General features: G+C 46.1%; 17 protein-coding genes and 2 pseudogenes. 8 read left to right on the top strand and 11 right to left on the bottom strand.

Annotated features, from left to right (window positions below):
* Nucleotides 1–53 precede the first annotated feature (53 nt).
* Nucleotides 54–170 (bottom strand): annotated as a pseudogene (locus tag WH37_RS36040) (hypothetical protein); the annotation flags it as partial.
* 133 nt (nucleotides 171–303) lie between these two features.
* Nucleotides 304–1,395, bottom strand: a complete 1,092-nt coding sequence (locus WH37_RS16835; RefSeq protein WP_046231764.1) for a GntR family transcriptional regulator — start codon at nucleotides 1,393–1,395, stop codon at nucleotides 304–306.
* A 433-nt stretch (nucleotides 1,396–1,828) separates the two neighbouring features.
* On the opposite strand from WH37_RS16835, the gene WH37_RS16830 reads away from it, so the two are divergent.
* From WH37_RS16830 to WH37_RS16815, 4 genes are all read left to right on the top strand, one after another.
* A complete protein-coding gene (locus WH37_RS16830; RefSeq protein ID WP_046231871.1) occupies nucleotides 1,829–3,445 on the top strand; it encodes a xylulokinase in 1,617 nt (538 codons plus the stop codon).
* Nucleotides 3,446–3,447: 2 nt separating this feature from the next.
* Nucleotides 3,448–4,143, top strand: coding sequence for an L-ribulose-5-phosphate 4-epimerase (locus WH37_RS16825; RefSeq protein WP_046231763.1), 696 nt, complete (start codon nucleotides 3,448–3,450; stop codon nucleotides 4,141–4,143).
* Between the two features lie 42 nt (nucleotides 4,144–4,185).
* Complete coding sequence (gene araA, locus WH37_RS16820) at nucleotides 4,186–5,610, top strand: L-arabinose isomerase (protein WP_046231762.1); 1,425 nt, start codon at nucleotides 4,186–4,188, stop codon at nucleotides 5,608–5,610.
* A gap of 238 nt (nucleotides 5,611–5,848) precedes the next feature.
* Nucleotides 5,849–6,604 (top strand): class I SAM-dependent methyltransferase, encoded by a 756-nt coding sequence (locus WH37_RS16815; protein ID WP_046231761.1) that lies wholly within the window; start codon nucleotides 5,849–5,851, stop codon nucleotides 6,602–6,604.
* Between the two features lie 527 nt (nucleotides 6,605–7,131).
* Here the strand turns inward: WH37_RS16815 and WH37_RS16810 are convergent.
* Complete coding sequence (locus WH37_RS16810; protein ID WP_046231760.1) at nucleotides 7,132–8,328, bottom strand: spr1629 family repressor/antitoxin; 1,197 nt, start codon at nucleotides 8,326–8,328, stop codon at nucleotides 7,132–7,134.
* Between the two features lie 37 nt (nucleotides 8,329–8,365).
* On the bottom strand, nucleotides 8,366–9,121 hold the full coding sequence (locus WH37_RS16805; protein ID WP_046231759.1) for a spr1630 family ClpXP-sensitive toxin: 756 nt from the start codon (nucleotides 9,119–9,121) through the stop codon (nucleotides 8,366–8,368).
* Between the two features lie 277 nt (nucleotides 9,122–9,398).
* Here WH37_RS16805 and WH37_RS16800 point away from each other — a divergent pair, with 277 nt between their 5' ends.
* Both WH37_RS16800 and WH37_RS16795 read left to right on the top strand, forming a co-directional pair.
* On the top strand, nucleotides 9,399–10,334 hold the full coding sequence (locus tag WH37_RS16800) for a copper amine oxidase N-terminal domain-containing protein (RefSeq protein WP_046231758.1): 936 nt from the start codon (nucleotides 9,399–9,401) through the stop codon (nucleotides 10,332–10,334).
* A 1-nt stretch (nucleotide 10,335) separates the two neighbouring features.
* Nucleotides 10,336–10,716 (top strand): annotated as a pseudogene (locus WH37_RS16795) (DapH/DapD/GlmU-related protein); the annotation flags it as partial.
* Between the two features lie 237 nt (nucleotides 10,717–10,953).
* Here WH37_RS16795 and WH37_RS16790 read toward each other — a convergent pair.
* The 4 genes from WH37_RS16790 to WH37_RS16775 all read right to left on the bottom strand — a co-directional run bounded on the left by WH37_RS16790 (nucleotide 10,954) and on the right by WH37_RS16775 (nucleotide 12,944).
* Nucleotides 10,954–11,523, bottom strand: a complete 570-nt coding sequence (locus WH37_RS16790; protein WP_046231757.1) for a manganese catalase family protein — start codon at nucleotides 11,521–11,523, stop codon at nucleotides 10,954–10,956.
* A 183-nt stretch (nucleotides 11,524–11,706) separates the two neighbouring features.
* Complete coding sequence (locus WH37_RS16785) at nucleotides 11,707–11,979, bottom strand: spore coat protein CotJB (RefSeq protein ID WP_046231756.1); 273 nt, start codon at nucleotides 11,977–11,979, stop codon at nucleotides 11,707–11,709.
* Nucleotides 11,980–11,981: 2 nt separating this feature from the next.
* Nucleotides 11,982–12,206, bottom strand: a complete 225-nt coding sequence (locus WH37_RS16780) for a spore coat associated protein CotJA (RefSeq protein ID WP_046231755.1) — start codon at nucleotides 12,204–12,206, stop codon at nucleotides 11,982–11,984.
* Nucleotides 12,207–12,380: 174 nt separating this feature from the next.
* Nucleotides 12,381–12,944, bottom strand: a complete 564-nt coding sequence (locus WH37_RS16775) for a TetR/AcrR family transcriptional regulator (protein ID WP_046231754.1) — start codon at nucleotides 12,942–12,944, stop codon at nucleotides 12,381–12,383.
* A 161-nt stretch (nucleotides 12,945–13,105) separates the two neighbouring features.
* On the opposite strand from WH37_RS16775, the gene WH37_RS16770 reads away from it, so the two are divergent.
* On the top strand, nucleotides 13,106–14,044 hold the full coding sequence (locus WH37_RS16770; protein WP_046231753.1) for a ketopantoate reductase family protein: 939 nt from the start codon (nucleotides 13,106–13,108) through the stop codon (nucleotides 14,042–14,044).
* 62 nt (nucleotides 14,045–14,106) lie between these two features.
* Here WH37_RS16770 and WH37_RS37445 read toward each other — a convergent pair whose 3' ends face one another.
* Genes WH37_RS37445 through WH37_RS16760 form a run of 3 tightly spaced genes read right to left on the bottom strand, consistent with a single transcriptional unit; the run spans nucleotide 14,107 to nucleotide 15,829 of the window.
* Nucleotides 14,107–14,655 carry an AbrB family transcriptional regulator gene (locus WH37_RS37445; RefSeq protein WP_269431324.1) on the bottom strand — a complete coding sequence of 183 codons (549 nt, stop codon included), beginning with the start codon at nucleotides 14,653–14,655 and terminating at the stop codon, nucleotides 14,107–14,109.
* Nucleotides 14,656–14,699: 44 nt separating this feature from the next.
* On the bottom strand, nucleotides 14,700–15,116 hold the full coding sequence (locus tag WH37_RS37440; protein ID WP_052737028.1) for an AbrB family transcriptional regulator: 417 nt from the start codon (nucleotides 15,114–15,116) through the stop codon (nucleotides 14,700–14,702).
* Nucleotides 15,113–15,829, bottom strand: coding sequence for an MBL fold metallo-hydrolase (locus WH37_RS16760; RefSeq protein ID WP_231594260.1), 717 nt, complete (start codon nucleotides 15,827–15,829; stop codon nucleotides 15,113–15,115). Before WH37_RS16760 ends, WH37_RS37440 begins: the two co-directional genes overlap by 4 nt.
* A gap of 196 nt (nucleotides 15,830–16,025) precedes the next feature.
* Here WH37_RS16760 and WH37_RS16755 point away from each other — a divergent pair, with 196 nt between their 5' ends.
* Entirely contained in the window at nucleotides 16,026–16,910 is an 885-nt protein-coding gene (locus tag WH37_RS16755; protein WP_046231751.1) for a TetR/AcrR family transcriptional regulator, read from the top strand.
* The last annotated feature ends 122 nt before the right edge of the window (nucleotides 16,911–17,032 follow it).

Raw genomic sequence — 17,032 nt, 5'->3', positions numbered from 1 at the left:
TCCATAAAATACAGATTTAAAAGGAGTAAAGCGCCCAATAGAAGGTGGATGCTTTACTCCTTTTTGTCGATGCCTTTCTTCTGATCCCGATCCTCCTTAATGATTTCGACCGCTTCCTTGAAGCGCAGGGCATGGACAATTTCCCGCTCACGCAAAAACGCCCGCAAAGAAGAACGACCGCACCCGGCTAGATGAACTTGTCGATTTTCGAGGATGGAACGTGTGTGGGCCGTTCTAGATTTAGACATCAGCATCATCTTTGAGCAGTATTAACGGATGTCTAAAAATGAACAACGCGAAGCCTTACTCCACTTCGATCTCTTTTACGGTTTCACCTTCAATTAACACCGGTTGGTAGTAGGTGGTAGTGGGCAAGTCTTTTTTACCTTGTAAATTCTTAATGACCCAGTCCGCTGCGTCACGTCCCATTTGTTCTTGGGGGTGCGTCAGAGTCGTTAGTTTGATATTTGCATTTTTGGCGATATACGAATTGTCTTGGCCAATGATGGATAGCTCATCTGGAATGGATATCCCCAGTCTTCTACAGACATTTACGACTTCCAGCCCTACCTCGTCATTGTAACAAACAAGCGCAGTCAGAACATCCCTATTGTCGTTTAGGAACTCCTCCAAGTTGGTGGAAAGGTCCGGCTTCGTCGCCGTATCGAAGGAAAGCACTTGCTCGGGGTGAAGACGTAATTTGGCTTCCCCAAGCGCCTTGATATATCCCTTCATGCGATATTTCCCTTGTAAATCATCCATTTTCGCGATAATGCCAATCTGGGAATGTCCTTTAGCAATCAGTTCCCGGGTTGCGAGATAGCTGGACTGCACGTCATCCAGACAGAAGAAAGGGACCTCCAGTTCTTCATAGTAGGCATTAATCATGGTGAACGGAACCTCCTGCTCCTTGAAAGAGAGGTAGTAAGCAATATTGGGGTTGTATAAATTGCTTTTGGTCGGTTCAATAATAAGACCGTCCACACCATAGGACAGCATCATTTCGAGCGCCTTCTTTTCCTGCATAATATCATTATTTGTACTGGCTAACAGTAACGAATAGTTATCTTCATTTAATCGGCCTTCTATACCACGGATTATAGAGGGGAAGATGTAATCCGAGATATAGGTCGTGATGACGCCAATCGTTTTTTTTGCGGCATTTCCGCCCGATCTGGAGCGGTATTGGCTGCTTACATATGTCCCAGATCCCTTTTCGCTTCTTAGGAACCCTTCGTTGGACAGCTCCAAAATGGCCTTCCGAACCGTCTGGCGGCTAACATTGTAGCTGCTCTGCAAAGCAGACTCTGTAGAAATTTGCTCACCTGCTTTGTACGTTCCCGACAGGATATTGCTTTTTATATCATCAATGATGATTTGATATTTTGGCTTCACGTAATCCACTTCTTTCATCGTTGTTCAGAAAGTTGTACGTACACATTCTAACATGATTTGCAGCGAATGAACATGCAGCGCCATTTTTTACGAAATAAATGGTGTAATTCCATGCTTGTACTGGGATTTTTCACATGGGAAAATGTCTAATAAGAGGACATTAACTCCAAGGATTAAGAGGAGATGGCGCCGTTGTAAGTATAACTATTAGTTGGTGTTGACAAATGTACGTACAAAAAATATACTAAGGCTGTCAGTAATGGAAAGCGTCTTCTTTTGATTAAATCGTTGCGCTTCTTTTTATGGAGTGAACCGTTTAATCTGAAGCAGCTATTATACGAATCAACATAGACCTGTTATTGAGGTATCACACTCACTTTAATTCCATCCTTCAGGTTTAAAAACCGCGAACAGAGAGGGGACATACGTGATTATGAATCATGTAGAGTTGAAAGAAGCGATAGCTAAGGGAGAAACTTCGCTGGGTATCGAATTTGGATCTACGCGGATCAAAGCGGTATTGATCGATCATCGTTTTGAGACCATCGCGTCAGGAAGCTATGAATGGGAAAATCAATTAAAAAACGGATATTGGACATACAGCCAAGAGGATATCATCACAGGCCTCCAAACGGCCTATCGCGAAATGAAGCAAGAAGTGGAACGCAATTACGAAGTCACCCTCAAGACTGTGGGTTCGATCGGATTTTCCGCAATGATGCACGGCTATATGGCGTTCGACAGCACGGGAGAGCTGCTCGTACCGTTTCGAACTTGGCGCAATGCAACAACCGGTGAGGCAGCAAGGGAGCTGACGGACAAATTCCAATTCAATATCCCTGAGCGCTGGAGTATTGCCCATTTGTATCAAGCGATATTAAACAAAGAGGAACATGTGCCTCGTATTGATTTTGTGACGACTTTGGCCGGTTACATTCACTGGCTGCTAACTGGAAATAAAGCGATTGGTATCGGGGATGCCTCTGGTATTTTCCCGATTGACGAATCGACTCATAATTACCATCCCTTGATGGTCAAGCAATTCGATGAACTGATTTCAGCGGGCGGCTATCCGTGGAAACTGGAGGATCTTCTTCCTAAAGTCCACCTCTCAGGCGAGCAAGCTGGTGAATTAACCGAGGCGGGAGCCCGTATTTTGGACCCCTCGCAGGATCTGCAGCCAGGCATTTCGCTTTGTCCTCCGGAAGGTGATGCCGGGACAGGCATGGTTGCCACGAATAGCGTGAGAAAGCGTACGGGGAACATCTCCGTAGGAACCTCCGTTTTTGCGATGATTGTATTGGAGAAGGAATTATCCAAGGTCTATCCGGAAATCGATATGGTCACGACGCCAGACGGAAGTCCGGTCGGCATGGTGCATGCCAACAACTGCTCCAGCGATATCAATGCATGGATGGGCTTGTTCCGTGAATTCTCTGTGGCCATGGGCTACGAAGCGGATAACGGAAAATTGTTCAGCGTGATGTTTAATAAGGCTTTGGAGGCCGACCCGGATGGCGGCGGTTTGCTGAGCTACGGTTATTACTCAGGCGAAAATATTACGGGAATTGAAAAAGGACGTCCGCTATTCGTTCGCTCGCCTGAGAGCAACTTCACTCTGGCTAATTTCATGCGCACCCATCTGTTCACTGCTTTCGGAGCACTCAAGCTTGGCATGGACATTTTGACCGAAAATGAGCATGTCGCCATTGACAGCATTTTGGCTCACGGCGGTCTATTTAAAACCCCTGTCGTCGGACAAAAAATGGTAGCCGCGGCGATGAACGTTCCGATTTCGGTCATGTCCACAGCCGGCGAAGGCGGGGCGTGGGGGATGGCGCTTCTGGCTTCTTATTTGATCAACAAGGATCAGCAGGAGAGCCTGGACGACTTCCTCGAACAGAAGGTCTTTAAAGATGTCGAGGGGCAGGAAATGGCTCCGGACGCATCCGATGTGAAAGGTTTTGAAGCATTTATGGAGCGCTACCGGAACGGACTGGCCATTGAGCAGGCTGCTGTAGACCATCTGCTAGAGAACGGGAGGGACTAACGATGTTAGAACAGCTGAAAGAAGAGGTATATCAGGCGAATCTGGAATTGCCGAAGCATGGACTCGTAAAATTCACATGGGGCAATGTAAGCGCAATGGATCGGGAAAGCGGCCTGTTCGTCATCAAACCAAGCGGAGTCAGTTATGACAAGATGAAGGCGAGCGATATGGTCGTTGTGGATCTCGATGGCAATGTGGTGGAGGGAGAGCTAAGACCTTCCTCCGATACCGCGACTCATGCCGTATTGTATAAACATTACTCAGAGATCGGCGGCATCGTGCACACCCACTCCACTTGGGCAACGATCTGGGCACAAGCAGGACTTGATGTACCAGTAATGGGAACGACGCATGCGGACACCTTTTATGGAGCCGTGCCTTGTGCTCGTTTCCTGAACCAAGGGGAGATTGACCGGGGTTACGAGGCTGAAACGGGGCGTGTCATCATCGAAACGTTTGAGCAGCGCGGGCTGGATGTCATGGCCATTCCGGCCGTCCTGCTCCATGGTCACGCACCGTTTACTTGGGGCAAGGATGCGAAATCGGCGGTCGTGAACAGCGTTGTGCTGGAGGAAGTTTGCAAAATGAATTTGTATGCGCGGCAATTGAATCATTTCGCCAAAGAGCTGCCGCAAGGCATTTTGGACAAACACTATTTGCGTAAACATGGGAAAGACGCATATTACGGGCAGAAGTAATCATTTTATCCACTATTAAATTTAGAAAAGAGGATGATTGGAATGTCAGTAACATTAGCTAAACAGTTTTGGTTTGTCGTAGGTTCTCAAAACCTGTATGGGGAAGAAGCATTGGCTGAAGTGAAAGCACATGCTCAGACGATGACGGATGCCTTGAATGCAAGCGGTGTGCTGCCTTACCCGCTCGTATTGCAAGACCTGGCTGTCAGCGCAGATAAAATCACAAGCATTATGAAAGAAGTTAATTATCGCGACGAAGTAGCGGGCGTTATTACATGGATGCATACGTTCTCGCCTGCAAAAATGTGGATTCGCGGAACGAAATTGCTGCAAAAGCCGTTGCTTCACCTGGCAACGCAATTCAATGAAAGCATTCCTTGGGCCACGATCGATATGGACTTCATGAACCTGAATCAGGCCGCTCATGGTGACCGTGAATATGGCTTCATCAATGCCCGTCTGAAGAAGCAAAATAAAATCGTCGTAGGCTACTGGGAACGTCCAGAAGTGCATCAGCAAATTGCCGACTGGATGGACGTAGCGGTTGCCTATAACGAAAGCTTTAACATCAAGGTTGCTCGTTTTGGCGACAATATGCGCAACGTCGGCGTTACGGATGGAGATAAAGTTGAAGCCCAAATTCAATTCGGATGGACGGTGGATTATTACGGCATCGGCGACCTCGTACAATACGTGAATGCCGTTACGGAGCAAGAAATCGACGATCTGATGGGGCTGTATGCGGAGCTATATACATTTGATTATGGCACGAGCAGCAAAGAGTCTTGGGAAGCTAGCGTAAGAGTACAAGCGAGCTATGAAATCGCCATGAAACGTTTCTTTGAAGAGAAGGGCTACAATGCCTTCACTACGAACTTCGAGGATTTGCATGGCATGAAGCAGCTTCCGGGTCTGGCTGTCCAACGACTGATGGCACAAGGCTACGGCTTTGCCGGTGAGGGCGACTGGAAGACGGCCGCGCTTGATCGCTTGCTGAAAGTGATGAGCCACAACCAAAATACAGGCTTTATGGAGGATTACACATACGAGATGGCAGCTGGGCAAGAAGCCATCCTGCAATCTCATATGCTTGAGGTAGACCCGACTTTGGCCAGCAACAAACCAACAATCATCGTTTCCCCATTGGGTATTGGCGATCGCGAAGATCCAGCGCGTCTCATATTCGACGGCAAAGCTGGCGAAGGTGTCGTCGTCTCCATGGCTGATTTTGGTACCCATTACAAACTGTTGATCAACGAGGTTTCCGCATTCGAGCCAACGGTTCCAGCTCCTAAGCTCCCTGTAGCTCGTGTGCTGTGGACGGTGAAGCCGAACTTCCAGGATGGCGTAAAAGCTTGGATTGAGAATGGCGGCGGCCATCATACTGTCGTTTCCTTGAACCTGACGACAGACCAAATCGTGACTTATGCTAAGCTGGTGAACCTGGAGTACGTTGTAATCAAGTAACATCGCTATTCATTCAAGCAGATAAGCTTTTCCTTGCGGCCGGAGGTGAACCTCCGGCCTTTTTGTTTTGCTCTAGTTAATTATATTTACTTCTTTGGCAATTGAAGTTTGGGGCTGGGTATCCAGATGTTCATTTTCGGTAACAAAAGATATGACCGTAGGAGCATCCATCGAAAGAAGGAATATGAAACAACAGGTAAACTTTTGTCGTCTTATAAGTGGATGGAGGAGTATGGTGATGGACATAAAGCAATCATTTTCAAATAGAGTTAAAGATTATATGAAATATCGTCCAACATATCCGAGTGACGCAATAGATTATTTATATGATATTGTCAAACTTGATGAGAATTCGACCGTGGCTGATATTGGGGCAGGAACAGGAAAATTATCTAAATTACTAGTTGAAAGAGGTACTAATGTTATTGCAGTAGAACCGAATCAGGAAATGCGAAAAGCTTGTGTACAAATACTTGGACATGAATCCAACTTTCGTGCTGTGGCAGGTTCAGCAGAATCAACATGTTTACGTGACAATTCCGTAGACTTTATAGTTTGTGCACAAGCGTTCCACTGGTTCGATCGTACTGTTACAAAAATGGAATTTAAACGAATTCTAAAAGACCGTGGTAAGGTTATTTTAGTTTGGAATACACGTCAAACAAAAGGAACCCCTTTTTTAGAAGGGATAGAACATTTATTGCTTAACTATGGTATTGATTACTCCGAAGTGAATCACAAAAACATTTCGGAAGATGAACTGCAATTATTTTTTAAAGAAAATACCATGGAGAAGTCCGTTTTTAAATTACAACAATTATTTGATTTTGAGGGTCTAAGTGGAAGAGTAATGTCTTCCTCCTATACTCCTATGCCTGAACATCCTAACTACGGACGTATGATGGACGAATTAAAAAAGCTATTTAATCGATATGAGAAAAACGGTAAAGTACCTTATATATATGAAACAGAGTTATATTGGGGAGAGATTTAATATTCACTTAGGGAGCGTGAGTCGAAGAATTGATATGTCAATTATCCAGTTGGAATTTTGTTCCTGCTACATTGACGACATTCTTATGTACAAGTTTGAATTAAAATAGTTATAGTTTGTGAAATATTGTACTTAAAGTAACGGATTACGATAGTGCAAAAAAAAGAAGTTCTTGTCTCCCGTTCTCCGTTGTTCATTTGCGTCGACTCTTCAAGTGCGCTTTTGGCGTGCCGCTACAAAGCTATATCCTCTCTCGAAAGCTGGCCATCAGCTTGGAGAATTTGATGCTAACCGAGAAACGGGTTCTCGACATTGCAATCGAATGCGTTTATGAACATAGCCGAATTAGGTTTGAGCCTACCCTTGCAGCCTTCACATAGATTTTTATCTTGAGGTATAGGGGAAACTGGTAATGTAACTGCAGTTTCCCTTATTAATGATTGTGTAAGCCATGACGGTAGAATGGCAAGATGGCTAAGAATAACAAGCAAATGTTACTAAGTTGCTTCTTCAATTATCAATTTTACTTAAGAAGTATGCTTAGATATTTCAGAAATATCACGGAGTTCAAAGTCTAGGCTTCGAGTCATATATTTATTGAAAAAACTTGAATCAATTCCTGTGAGATGATGGAAGAAGGGAATTTCGGCTTTCCAATCCTTCTCAATCATTTGACCAATGTCGATAACTCCTTTTTTTGAAACGAAATCAATGATGGTTTTAATTTTCATTGGTTTCTGAATTGGAATTACGTTATCAAGGGGTTCAAACTCCAAATAACCTTTCCGATGCATGGCCGCATAGAAGTTACGATGATCCTTTGACTGAATGATTCCAAGATTAGCTGCTCTATACCCCAACACCTGCAACGAAGTTTTCCATTTCTTTTTTAAATCTAAATAATCATCTGGATTGGTAAGATGGGACACATCCTGCATATCGGTGGTGAATTCGTCTTCAGGCAATAGCAAAGCCCCAGCAAACATATTTGCTTCATTCTCAATAAGTTTGTGTTCTTTTCGTTCTAAGTTCGTAAACTCCATACGATAATGAAGTAATAAATGACCTAATTCATGAGCGATATCAAAGTTCCTACGAACGGCTGAACGCTTCATATTGCCTAAAATAATATATGGCCTATCATCAAGAGTCCAAAGGCTATAGGCATCAATTTCTTCACCAATAGCCTTTTCAAACACGAAAACACCGCTTTTTTCAATCAAGAACATAAGATCATCATTATTCGTTTTTGATAGCTCAAGTCTTTGTCGTGCTAAAAGAGCAACATGGTTGATTTGAGCAGATCTATTGTCCTCTGTATGATTTAAATACTCTATAACTTCATCACGTAATTTAATCATTTTAAGGGTAGGATAACTAATTTTAGTTGTAAGATAGTTGACAAATACATTCAAAAATTCAACATGCTTAGCCTCTGCTTGCGTTTTTGAGATGACATTTAGCACTTTTGAGCGATAGGCAATATTCGTTAAGTCGATATTGTCTGAAGTGGTATTCTTTTCAAGCATGTCTTCTGTATAGAAATATTTACTTTTCACTTGAAAAATCCGTTTTAACTCATTTACGATTTGCATTTTAGGAGATGTATAAGCATTCTCGTATTGCCAGACTGCTTGTTCTGTTACGCCTAACTTTTCGGAGAGCTCTTTTCGCGAATATCCGTGCATGATTCGTAAATTGGTTAGGTTCTTACCAATAAACATGCCTGCTGCCTCCTAGTTTATTTAACATCATACTGTTTTATATATCTTGTTTTTTATCTTCATATATACCAATATCAAATGCTGCTGGGTCCATACGGTCATCATTTATTTCAGGTGCTACTACTTCTCGGTCCTCATCAGATAGTGTAGCTCCTGAGATAAAATCGGAAAGATCCTCGACAAGGTATGCGATGTTATCATTTGGATTAGGAAGATAGTGCAAAACCTCAGAAATTTGATACGCTTCATCAATAGAATAGGTGAGTATGTGGAACTCGTTGTAAGAAGATTTGAAATTATCAAGGTCAGCTTTGACTTTACTTTCTAAAATAAATAAGGAAAGTTGTTCGACCCGCTCTGTTTGTTTCGCTCTTTTTGGCGATTTTTCTGAGGAGGAAAATGGTAAATCTTTATTTATTTTTGAGAGTTCGTGAAGATAGGTGCGAAGAGACCCCTTACTTTCGCTCTCATCTGGAAGTGTAGCTTGTGAAAAGCAATCTTCATTGAAATAAGCGGCATTCTTAATAAGAAAAAGAATTTTGGAATCTCCATTAATGAATTGGAGGTAATCCCATGTTAATCCAGCCTTTGATTTCTTGTATGTGAATCCATGAGCTATGCACTCTTCAGCGAGTTTGCTCTCAATAAAATTACCCTTAGTCCAAGAAAAAGCAGAGCTGATTTTCATTTTTGATTTTCTGTCTTTACGATGATCAACATAGTCACGATAACCTTCAACAATAGCATCAACAATCATATTATTATGTGCAGGACTAAACTTGTATTGATCCACATCAAACACCCCAGTTCAATAATATGAAGACAGTTAATATTGTAATCGAAGTTGGGGTGTATTGAAATGATTTTCTTTGTTTTTTTTAAAGTTTCAATCTATATCTCGCTTTTTCTTTATAGTGGTTAGTTTGAATTATTGACTGTCCTTCTTGAATCTATTCATAGGTTGCCTAAGATCACACCTGTCAATGGCAACAAAGAATGGAATACAAACGTCTAGTTATTGTACTTCCTAGTAACGACTTTCGAATAAGCAAAGCAAAAGGAGCGTTTCCATGAAACCATATGCCGGAAAAATCGTGGTGCTGGGAATCGTTGCTGCGATACTCATACCTATTCTGATGTTCACAGAGTTTAATTACGGTTTTTACCAAAAGTTTCGATTCGAGCAGCGGGCAGAGCATTATTTGGCGGAGACCTATGCCGAAGACATGAAGATTGTGTACGTTCGTTATTTATGGGATAACATAGAACCGCTAGTAGCGAAAGTACATCCAAAATCTGATCCGTCGCTCCAGTTTTATATCTATCATAGTGAGGAACGGGAGCTCGGATTAACGGACGATTATGCGACCACTTTATGGAAAATACAGGCGATGGAAGAAGCGGAGACACTACTGCGTCCCGTACAGCCTGATTACGCCCGCCACGCGAGTATCGATTTTTCCTGCTGTAAGGTGAGTGAGTATGATTTTGCGTCAATTCGTGGGGAAGTGCCGCATTTCGGCACTACCAGGTTGCCCTTTGATTTAGCAGTTACTCTGGAAAGGGCGATGGAAGCAAACGATTTTGATCATATGTATCAATCTGTGTCGGCTCTACGGGAATCCGCATCACTTGTGCTGGGGAGCCTTGTTTTCCGTTTTCCGCTTCCGGAGACAGACGGCTTCGCTGTATTTGAGATTCCGGGTGATGCCTTAAATGCTGTCGCTTCCGCAGCGGATGTGGAAGCCTACAATGCAACGAGGATACCCGCACAGGAAATTGCCGAGCGGATCGGAGCCTCTCTTGAGTGGAACGAGCAGAAGAGCGAGGCAATCTTCACCCGGGATGATACGACTTTGGTCGTTCGCAGCTGGGGAAATGAGGCGTTTTTGAACGGAGAGCCCATTGCTGACCCAATAGGCGCTTATATTGGCGACTCCATGCAGCTCATGGTGCCAGTCTGGTTGGTCGAGCGCGCTTTTGAACAGAAAATAGCACTGTGGTAGCCTTTTTATCGAACCGACGTTTCGTTGCGACTGTGGCTACAACATCCATGTAGGCAACCATTTTTATGTTAATTTTGACTGTGTAATTTTGGATGTATGCGAGGTTCGTATCGGGGAAAATTGTTTTATAGCACCAGGCGTACATATCTATACAGCTACTCATCCATTAAATCCGTTTGAACGAATCAACGGCACCGAATTTGGCAAGCCCGTAACCATCGGCAACAATGTCTGGATAGGAGGAAGAGCGGTCATCAATCCGGGGGTTACGATTGGGGATAACGTCGTTATCGCTTCTGGAGCGATAGTAACCAAGGATGTTCCCGATAATGTCGTCGTAGGAGGCAATCCTGCAAAAATCATTAAGAACATTGATGTTTAAGCGATTACCAACAGAAATAATCAGCCTGCGCTCGACATTCAATTGCTTTACTGCTCAATAGCAATAGCAGTAGGAGGCAAAGCCTTATCGCTTATTCACTCCGGTGGCGAAAGACTGTATGCTAAGTGGAGCAGAAGGATGATTTGGAGACCAGCAGGCAAGATGCTTCGTGGACTTCAACTGGTAGAGGAGTAAAGCATCCCACAGGTGGCTGCTTTACTCCTTTTATTCGCTTCCTCAATAAACCTTCTTCTGATCCCGATCCTCCTTAATAATTTCGACCGCTTCCTTGAAGCGCAGCGCATGGACAATTTCCCGCTCGCGCAAAAACTTCAGGCTATCCTGCAAATCCACGTCGTCGGTCATATCGATCAGCCACTGGTAGGTCGCTCGGGCCTTCTCCTCAGCCGCAATATCCTCGTATAAATCGGCGAGTGGATCTCCTTTAGCCTGTATGTAGGCGGCGGTGAAAGGAACGCCCGAGGCATTGTTGTAAAATAGCGCGCTGTCGTGGCTCACATAATGCGGCCCAAGTCCAGCCTTTTCAAGCTGCTCAGGAGTCGCATCCTTGGTCAGTTTATAGATCATCGTGGCAATCATTTCAAGATGGGCGAACTCTTCCGTTCCAATGTCCGTTAGCAAGCCAATGACTTTGCTCGGAATCGTGTAGCGCTGATTCAGATAACGCAGCGCTGCCGCCAGTTCACCATCGGCGCCGCCGTATTGCTCGGCGAGATAACGCGCCATTCGAGGATCACATTTGCTAACCCGAACAGGGTACTGGAGCTTTTTCTCATAAACCCACATGCCGTTGCCACCTCCAACATGCTAAGCTGCCGCTTTAGGATCTAATACCCGGATGTCGGCGGCAGCCCGCTGTGCTTCATGTTGACTGTCTGTCAGGCTTGTTACTGGCTGATCAGCCATCCCAATCCCAATCTTAATCCTGCCCCCGGCCCAGATGCCTAGGGAATTTCATTTCGCTTTTCGTCACACCTGCCAAGGCCAAGGCGTATCCGGCCACTGAAAAGGATAACCCGAGAAGCTATGACCGTAGTTCATGAGTGGCCCGTACTTCATTTCAAACTGCTGGGCGCATTGCATGCGCTGCTGGGCCAAATAATTGAACTGCTGCAGGGCATGATGGTCATGTGGATGGGTATCAAGATAGAGGTTCAGCTCAAGCAGGCCAAAATCCAGCTGCTGCAGCTCCAAAAGCTTGGCATAGTAGGCTTTATCGCACACGATAGGCTGCTCACTCATAGCTAATAGCTCCCCCCTCCGCATTTCGATTGGTAAGGGCTGTATAGCGCCGGCCACAATGTTCCAAGCCGCAGCGCCTCCTCTAGCGAAAACTGCGGAAGGTTCATCGGCTGAAAAGGAATGTACTGGTTCGGCGGAACGACATACGTCCGTACAATCATCGGCTCGCACGGATCATGCGGCCCGACGAAAGGATACCATCTTCGAATTTGTGAATTGCTGTTCATGCACGGCCTCCCTCATCCAGCCATGGGCGTCCAATTTCCTTAGCAGTCCCATATCCGGGCTGGAGCAATTATTCATATGTATGAGCACCGCCCGCCTATATTGCCTGTCTGCTGCAAAATTTCTAATGTTCGGCTTGCAATTGGGATTTTTTTAGATGGAGGAACTGCCTTGGCTTATCCCATATCCGGAGGCACCATCTGATTGCGCTCAAGCAGCGACCATAACTCTTCGGCCATCTCTTTGGCTGGATAAGGCATGGAACGGGTAATCCACCACTCCAGGACGCCGACCGCAGCTGATACTAAAAACTGCATCAGTACCTCCTTGTTCCGGTCTTTGTTCATATCCCCCATATGGATGTTTTCGCCGAGCTGCTGAAACATCAACTCCATCATGCGGTTTCGGAAAGCGGGAATGCTCTTGTTCGTCAGCAGCGTCGCGTATAGGAAAGCATGCTCCTCTAAATATTCAAGTGTTCGAAGCAGCAGCTCTTTAGACGAAAAGGAGGTTGCTTCCTCGTTAGGCATGCATTTTTGCTGCAATTGGATTAAATGGATCTCTATGCATTGATCGAGAAGATCGAATTTGTCTACATAATGCAAATATACGGTGCCCCGGTTTACATTAGCTTGGTCTGCGATTTCATTGATTGTTATGTGTTCAAAATTTTTCTCTGCCATAAGCGCAATAAAAGCTCTCATAATCGCTTCCCGCGTTTTGAGCACCCGTCTGTCCATAGGCCCCTCCTCAAAAACTTTTTTAGACAACTTCGCTAAATTTGTTGATTAATCAACGAATGGGCCAATTTTAGCGATTGAAGCGAGCCCGAGTCGTTGGTACTATCATTGTATTGAACGAATGTTGATAAAGCAACAAATGTTCAAAAAGGAGGGTCAATATGAAAATATTAGTTTATGGCGCGGGCGTGTTAGGCAGCTATCTGGCCCATGTGTTAGTGCAGGGAGGCAATGACGTCACGGTGCTTGCCAGAGGAAGCAGAGCGGAGGAGCTGAGCAAGGACGGACTCGTGGTTCGCCATTATTTTCAGCGTAAAACGACCGTAGATAAAGTGAAAGTCATTCAAACGCTCCAAGAGGATGACAGCTATGACCTGATTTTTGTCGTGATGAAATATAATGATTTTCCAGCGGTGCTGCCGATTTTGGCGAAAAATCAAAGCAGTAATATTGTTCTTGTCGGTAATAACCCGACGGCCGATGCGACGGAGCAGGAGCTATTGGAGAATAGCTTGCCTGACAAAAAGGTTGCCTTCGGCTTCCAGCTAAGCGGCGGCCGCAGAGAAAAGGGGCGCATGATCTCCGTGCGTGGAGGCGGTCAAATGGTGCTTGGCAGCCTGAACGGGCCTGTTCCCTTTAAAGATTTAATTGATAAAGCATTTGCGGGCGTGAAATATAAAATCGATTATCATGAGCATATAGACGCATGGCTTAAAAGCCACATCGTGCCTATTCTGGTGTTGAGCTCTGTTAGTTATGTCAAAGACAATCAATTTAAACATATAGCGAAAGACAAAAAGCTGCTCCAGCAAATGATTGCAGCTGTTGATGAAGGCTTTAAAGTAATGGAGGCTGTCGGCTATACGATTACACCTGCAAACCAGGTTGATTTTTTTCGTCACAAAAGGCGGCTCGTCTACTTTTTTCTAAAAATTTATCATCGACTCCCCGTTGCGAAAATGATTGACGGATCATTTGTGGAAATCGCCCATTTGCATAAAGCGTTCGACGTTTGGAAGCGGCGAGCCAATATAGCAACGCCCAACTGGAATGAGCTTGAGGAGGCGTTCACCTCTAAAATGGTGAGGGAAGCTAAATAGAGATAATAAGCAGGGGATATAAAAAAGGACAGCGCGGCTTCGCTTAAGCCCGCTGTCCTTGCTTAGTGGCTTTTCAGTGATTGATGCCCATCTGTGCCTGACGCAGTTCCTGTTCCGCTGCCGCCCCCGATCCGCTTGAAAATAAGCCTAAGCAGCGGCGGTACCGCAAAATAGATAAACCAAATGCGAAACAGCTGGTAGCAGCTGACGATAGCCATATCGGCGTGAATTTCCTTCGCCATAATGCCCATTTGGTCCATGCCGCCAGGGACCATGCTTAGGAAGGCAGTTGCGGGCGAAATGGGATGAAGCTTCCCAAGCAGCACGGTAAGGCCGAATGCACCGACTAGCAAAATAATCCCGCTGGCGACGGCGAGCAGCGTCATTCGTACTTTGCTTTTCAGGCTTTCAGGCCGCAGCAGCAGCCCTACATAAGTGCCTATCATCAATTGTGCTGCGTTAATCATTCCGGATGGCAGAACAGGGGCATCCAGGCCCAAGCCGTGAATAATCGCCGTTACGATCATCGGTCCAAGCAAATAGGCGGAGGGCATTTTGATCCTCTTCGCCAGAAGTGCTGCCGCCACACATGCGATGGCGAACGGCACAATGCCAGGAAATAGCGCGGCCCAGTAAGCACCCTCAGAGCCAGCCGTTATTGACGTAGCCCCCTCGTGGACACCGCCAAAATCACCATTTGCGACAAGCCGCCGGGAATACAGCCCATGAGGACGGTCGGCAGCGGCAGTCCAGACAGCTTGGCGAAAGTCACGGCAATTAATCCGCTGAACAGCAAAAGCAGTACGGTCATCAGCACCATGGTCGGCAGCTGATGACCCATTTGCCTGATCGTATCCAGTGTTAGCGACAGTCCGATGGAATAGCCAATCATAATGAGTGCGGTATCGCGTATGGAACTGGGCCACACTGGCCTCCGTTTCTCCTTGAGCAAGCGGGAGCCAATGAAGGCGAAGACCATCGGGCCAAGCAGCCAAGACAGCGGCACATGCAGCAGCGTGAATAGAAGTCCGCCAGTCAGCGCGAGCGCAAGTGTAATAAGAAAGCGGATCACAGCTGATCAGCCAGCTCAGCAATCCGTTTGTTTGCGTTTCCTTGGAATAACCCGCCATGATAGCAAATAACCTGCTCGATATCAAAAGCTTTAAATTTGCTGAGGGAACGGACAGCCTCCGCCATATTAGGTGTAGCAGCAGGCACTGGCCCGGATAGCTGACCATCGATAATGACCATGGCATCCCCCGCAAGAAGCGTCTTGCTTGGCTGATGGTATAAAGCGACATGCCCCGGCGTATGGCCGGGTGTATGAATGACGGCAAGACCGCCGCCGAAGTCGAGCGTATCTCCATCTGAAATCGTCAAATTGACGTTCGGACGGGTGGGGTGGATAAAAGTGTTCTCAAACGCTGTCCGCTGCTGTTCAGGCATCGTCTCAAGCAGCTGTGCCACCCTTTCAGGAGACGCTTTAAGCAGCGGCTCTTGCCCGTCAATGGCAGCCTGGTCCCCAAGATGAGCGTAAACGACGGGCAGCTTGCGGCTCACGGACAGAAAACCTGGCAAGCCGCCGATATGATCTAGATCCTGATGGGTAAGAATAATAGCGCTAGGCGGTACATCGGGGAACCCCGCTTCTACGACGATTCGCTGAATCGCTTCGGCAGAGCCTGGCAGGCCAGTATCAACCAGCACCCAGAAGTCCGGCCCCAATATCGCTGTGGGATGGAATACTCTGTGGTTGCCTCCCAAGCTTAAAGTCAATTCCAGCATTTCAATTCCTTCAGCTATGCGCATGTGCAGGCCACAGCTCTATCCCTATTCAACATAGAAACAAGCAGCGGCGCACCTCCTTTACCAGTAAAGTAAAACTTATGAGTTCAATATAAAACTAATTAGTTTCAGTGTCAACTCCAGACATTGACCTCACCCTTTCCTCGTGTCAAGATAGGGGGGAGGAGGGCATATAATGGAGGAATTAAGAAAAGGAAAAATTTTGGACGCAGCTTTGGCGCTTTTTCGAGAGAAGGGCTACAGCGCTGCTTCCATGCAGGATATTGCTGAAGCTTGCGGCATGGCGAAAGCGAGCATTTATAAGTTTTTTGCCTCCAAGGAAGATTTGTTCACCGAGGTGTTTACCGTCTGCTACCGTTCTTTGCTGGAGCAGGAAGCGGAGCTTGACCGTGTGCAATCGCAGCAGGGGCTTGCGCCAAAGGAGAAATTTCGCCGGAAAATTGAATTCCAGCTGTATTATACAATGGAGAACCATTTGTTCATGCTCGACTTTAAGGAGCTGCCGATTACGGCGAATGACAAATTTTTGGCCGCATGGCAAAATAAAAAAGCCGCTATGCTGTCATGGCATCGGGAGCTGCTGACAGAAGCGTACGGCGAGCAAATCGATCACATCGTATGGGATGTTGTCACGATTTTTCGGGGCATGCTGCTGCAATATTTGTCTTATGCCATTCAGAAGGTCATCGCCGTGCCAATGGCAGATCTTGCCGCTTTTCTAGTGGACCGGATGGACGCTGTGGTCCGCGATATGGCGGAAAAGCAGCCGAGGCCGATTATCGACAGTGTCAACGTATATTTTAACCATTTGAATCCAAGCGATGAGCCGGTTCGGCGGGAGACGGTTGCACAGTTTCTACAGGCGCTGGCTGGGAAAATGGACGAGCTGCCCAAGCCAGAGGCCGTTCGCGCAGAACTGCGGGAAGTCGTTTCGCTCATTGAGCGGGAGGCTCGGGCAGAGCGGCGAAATCCGACCCTTTTACGCGTGCTTGTAGCGTATTTGGACAACGTTTCCGAGCTGAGGGCTGACGTGCGGCAGCTGAATCTTATGCTGTTCTAACAACGCACCGCACAACGAGTGGAGGGAAGCATATACCCTTCTTTTACTCCACTCCCTATGGGCTGACACGGCTGGGAAAGGATGAAATCAAACACATAAATCCAGTTCTTACATCAATTAGG

This window comes from Paenibacillus algorifonticola (genome assembly GCF_000971975.1).
In the GTDB taxonomy this organism is placed as follows: domain Bacteria; phylum Bacillota; class Bacilli; order Paenibacillales; family Paenibacillaceae; genus Pristimantibacillus; species Pristimantibacillus algorifonticola.
This window is presented reverse-complemented; position numbering and strand designations above follow the sequence as displayed.